The organism is Yersinia sp. Marseille-Q3913, from assembly GCF_963892745.1.
In the GTDB taxonomy this organism is placed as follows: domain Bacteria; phylum Pseudomonadota; class Gammaproteobacteria; order Enterobacterales; family Enterobacteriaceae; genus Yersinia; species Yersinia bercovieri.
On the sequence record NZ_CAWQAF010000048.1, the window covers coordinates 1 to 4,528 of the forward strand.

Sequence of the window (4,528 nt, forward strand, 5' to 3'; positions counted from 1 at the left end):
CTGATGAACTCGCATATCGCTATCTTTGGCAATACGGGTAGTGGAAAATCTAACACCCTGGCTGCGCTTTATAAGCACGGGTACAGTGCTATCTCAGACATATTGGGCAAATCATTTATCGAGAAAAGCAAATTCCTGTTATTTGATTTTAACGGGGAATACGGTGCTACGGAATGCATCACCGAGAATAAAGTTGTCTATAAACTTAATACGCACTCTGCGTCAGGGAATAAAATTCCGATGTCGGCCAGTATATTAGTAGAACACGAAATATTAAGTGTTTTAACTGATGCCACGGATAAGACGCAAAAACCCTTTCTAAAAAGGGTCTTGGACCTTAAGGCCAGTGTTGATGGAGCAGATGATCCAATAAAGTATTTCAGGAGTATTTTAAAAAAGAGGGTGAAGGAAACTCTTTTTGGCAGTGAAAAGTCGCGATGCGATACGGTTTTTGATTTTTTTAGACCAATTTTCAACGATCATGAAAAGATGATATCGGATTTAGAGTTTCATTTTTCAAGAAAAGTTTGGTATACCAAAAAAGGTCATTACTTTGATACTGCTGATGATACAGAAGATTCGAATCTTTTCAAATTAGCATGTCGTTACGAGTTTCCAGAAGAATTAATTGAAAATTTACTTTCTTTTATGTATCTCCAACTGATCTCTGAGTTCCTTTCAAATCGCTCAAACCCAGAGCATATTTCACCTGTTATTAACAGGATGAGAAGTAATAGGAAAGACATTGCCAAGATTTTTGATACCCGAGGTGTTACAGACTTTTGGAAGGAGGGGAATTTTGTGGTCATTGACCTCAATATGGTAAATATCACCATGAAAAAAATGCTCCCACTGATATTAGCAAAATGGGTCTATAACGAGAAAAAAAATGAGACAACAAAATCCACGTTGAATATCATCATTGATGAGGCCCACAATATCCTTTCGAATACCTCATTTCGCGAAACGGAGAGCTGGAAAGATTACCGGCTGGAAACGTTTGAAGAGATTATCAAAGAAGGCAGAAAATTTGGCGTATTTGTCACCCTCTCCAGCCAGAGACCTAATGATATATCTTCAACCATCATCTCGCAGGCACACAATTATTTTATTCACCGGCTGATTAATCAGAATGATCTCTTTGCAATTGAGAAATCGGTATCCTACATCGACCGTATGACAGAAGAGTCTATCCCTACGCTATCCACTGGCACCTGTATTTTCAGCGGCGTCGCCTGCCCGATGCCATTGAAATTGCGCATCACAGAGCTGGACAATAAGGCTAAGCCGCATAGCCATACAGTTTCATTTGAGGAACTGAAACAAGACATCAAACCGTAGGTAATACGACTTTCTCTTGGACAATGAGGAATGACATCGAATATCTCAATTTTGGCATGACACTTAAGTATACCTAAATATCATGTTGGCTTTTTAAATGAAAGTGATTGATTAAGTGGTTGTCAATTTAAATCATTTCTAATATTAACAGTGATTAATGTGTTATTAATCATGCGGTGTTTGATTTGTGCATATGTTTTTTTAAATCATTCCTGATATGATTTATTTACAATACGTTTAATCATATAGCGATATTTATGATCTTGAATAGCGAACATTCACCAGCTCGTCGCTTGTCAGCGTTGCAAAAGAATATCTTGATAATATTGGCTGCGCTGGACGAAAGGAAGCCTGGTCCAGTACCCACAAAAGATCTCGAGAAATTGCTAGCTCTTAGTGATGACAAGCCAGTATATGGTGCCAATCTCCGTGGTGCATGCCATCGATTAGCTAAAGCTGGGATGGTTCGTACTTTACGAGCCTCGAATTTGCAGCTGGCTGTCGAACTAACACATGACGGTTTGGAATGCGCCGCACTACTCTACGCAAATGAAAGACAGGCTGAGTTCGATCGGCAAAAACGTAAAACCAGCTTAGTATTGCCTCATAATTTACCGACCGCACCAGCTACAGACGCCCTACCCGTCATCTTAAATAATCAGACATATTTGGCCTGGCGAGCAAGCTACATTATACCGTTTGAGGGGACACCCTACCTGTTATTAGTCCAAGCTGATGGGGAAAGGGTCCGCTTACACGGAGATGCCGTTAGTGTAGGCCAGCTCTATCAGAGCTGTTATAACGCTGGTCTACCAGTCCAGGTCCAAATCAACGAGGAAGACTAAGGAGGACAGATGCAACTTGTTAGAAAGAAAGCTCCGCGTGGTGGTTTTTATCGAAGACTGACCGAAGAAGAAAGAGCAGCTATTCACCAGGTTTGTGGTTTTCGAAATGTTCGTTTCTTAACAGAAAAGAAGCTGGCAGAAAAAGTCCTGCTTGAAATGCGTCAGCATGAGCTCTGGTTCAAATGCGATTGCGGATCAGGAGATAATGTGCCACTACAAACCTCCGTTCCGATACACAGACTCTATATTTTAACAGTTTCAGTTCCCCTCATGACAATAAATGCCCGCTGTTTCGTATTCATAGTAGTACCGATGATTTGTCAGGCGGTGGCACGCGGCGTACTGCAGGGTGCAAAGCGATAGATTACCGTAAGTTTTTGCCGAAGATGGAACGAGATGCCCGGATAAGTCTACCAGGCGGAAATTCCCCTCCTTTAGCGGATAAGACCCGTAGAAAACGAGTCCCATCTATTGCCCGCCTGCTATTTACGCTAATTGAAGAGGCTGAACTTAATCAACTGTCACCAGTTTGGCCCCCCGCGAATATACCTTCACGTCAACACCTTGATGCACTGAGGGGAATTGCTGAACAGACAGTATACGTTGGGCGAGACAATATGTTGTCGGACTTTGTGCGTTTCGAACCTTGGTTGAATCAGGCGCGGCAAGAAGATCTCATGCGACATTTGGAGCGCAGTGAACAGCCTTGGCCAAAGGATAAAGAAAGAGTCTTTTACCAAATTTTCATGTCCGACGATGTCAGCCGTGAATCAGTGAAGTACACCGGGCCGTATACTGAAATAATGTTTACACCGGCGAAACAAGTGAGTATCAATGGGGAAAGTCAGGAGGGTAAGAGAGGTCCATATTGGGTTGTCCTGATGTTCAAACGAGGTATGGACGGGGCCGTGATTTGCAGTGAAGGTTATGCTCATGCAATGTTCAGTTGGGGATGCCCTCTCCCTGTTGACAGCGAGCTCGAGCGGCAAACTATACGTTCTATTCAGACTGCGTCCGAATGGATATACAAACTAAAGAATTTTACTCCACATGAATTTAGCCTAAAGAAACCTTTATTCGATTTGGAAGTGAATCTTGCAAGTGGAAAGGGATTTGTCCTACCTGATTTCATCGTGACAGCTTCTTCGCCGGGTACGGGAGAAGCGCGTAACCTCATTATTGAAACCATGGGTTATTCGGATGATGAGTATGCCGAAAGAAAAGCTGGACAACATGCAGGGATGCGATGTTTAGGACACCTTTATACCGATCCTCCAAAGTGGCCTACTGAGGGAGAAAAAGCTTTTGAAAAGTATTTCTTCGGTGTATTAAAGCACCTTTGAATATCTGCAAACTTAGAAGTTATAAGCAGGCAGCCGGTCAATGACCGGCCTTTCCCTGGAGTTGCTTTTTTGCTAGTTAACGCATTATGTTTAGGGATACTAAACAACTTGGATGTTAAGTGATGCTAAACATGTCGTCAATGTTTCTATGACGACATGCTATGGTTCCTATTAGACTGAAATCTGCTCGGCTACGTGCCAAACTCACCCAGGAACAACTAGGGGTGCTAGCTGGTATCGATGAATCCACCGCACGGTCACGTATTTCACAATATGAAAACGGAACCTATACACCTACATTTTTAACCGTGTGCGCAATGGCTCGGGTGTTAAACGTGCCGGAATGTTACTTTTATATCTTAGATGATAAGTTTGCTGAGCGGGTTTTACAGTTACATCAAGCATAACCCGCTATCGCTTCGCCTTGACTGTTTGCCATAATACATTTGCATTGATGATCAGTTTTATAAAGCCGACATTTCATACTTCATACTTCATACTTCATACTTCATACTTCATAAGTCATAAGTCATAAGTCATAAATATTAATTATGAGTCACTATTTCGAGAATAAATACATCCCAAGCGCTTCACGTACAATGGCGCTGACACTTTTGGGGTCTTTTCTTTCTCTTTTATTCTCTCTGGCCAAGTCTTCCAAAGTGACTAGTAGTGATTCAGGGATCGAGATGGTTGTTCTGCATTGCTTCTCTGCTTTCTCAGTTTCTTTTTCGTCAGAACCATATGGCTTGTCCGCAAGTTTATTAGCTAATGCTTCCGCTTCTGCTTCGGTAACGGTTCTTTTTACTTGTTGGCTGGGTTTTTTAAGTGCCATTAGAATACCTCTTTAATCAATGCCAATACTTCTTCCTTTGCCTTTGGGTTATCAGTTTCAAGTACAGATAATCCTTGGGACATGACATCGCGATATACTTTACGGTAACAGGCTGCTGATTTTAGAGGAGTAAGTGCATCGAACTCACTCACATATTCTAGAAA

At 42.0% G+C, this 4,528-nt stretch carries 5 protein-coding genes; 4 read left to right on the forward strand and 1 reads right to left on the reverse strand.

The window, feature by feature from the left end; all coding sequences use genetic code 11:
- From AACW11_RS16110 to AACW11_RS16125, 4 genes are all read left to right on the forward strand, one after another.
- The coding region (locus AACW11_RS16110; protein ID WP_212587026.1) for an ATP-binding protein at positions 1-1,341 on the forward strand (1,341 nt) is incomplete at its 5' end.
- An 854-nt stretch (positions 1,342-2,195) separates the two neighbouring features.
- On the forward strand, positions 2,196-2,549 hold the full coding sequence (locus AACW11_RS16115; RefSeq protein WP_249192965.1) for a hypothetical protein: 354 nt from the start codon (positions 2,196-2,198) through the stop codon (positions 2,547-2,549).
- Between the two features lie 23 nt (positions 2,550-2,572).
- Positions 2,573-3,529 (forward strand): hypothetical protein, encoded by a 957-nt coding sequence (locus AACW11_RS16120; protein WP_249192966.1) that lies wholly within the window; start codon positions 2,573-2,575, stop codon positions 3,527-3,529.
- Positions 3,530-3,690: 161 nt separating this feature from the next.
- Positions 3,691-3,936 (forward strand): helix-turn-helix transcriptional regulator, encoded by a 246-nt coding sequence (locus AACW11_RS16125; RefSeq protein WP_145592847.1) that lies wholly within the window; start codon positions 3,691-3,693, stop codon positions 3,934-3,936.
- Between the two features lie 152 nt (positions 3,937-4,088).
- Here AACW11_RS16125 and AACW11_RS16130 read toward each other — a convergent pair whose 3' ends face one another.
- Positions 4,089-4,364, reverse strand: a complete 276-nt coding sequence (locus tag AACW11_RS16130) for a CopG family transcriptional regulator (RefSeq protein ID WP_145560928.1) — start codon at positions 4,362-4,364, stop codon at positions 4,089-4,091.
- Positions 4,365-4,528 lie beyond the last annotated feature (164 nt).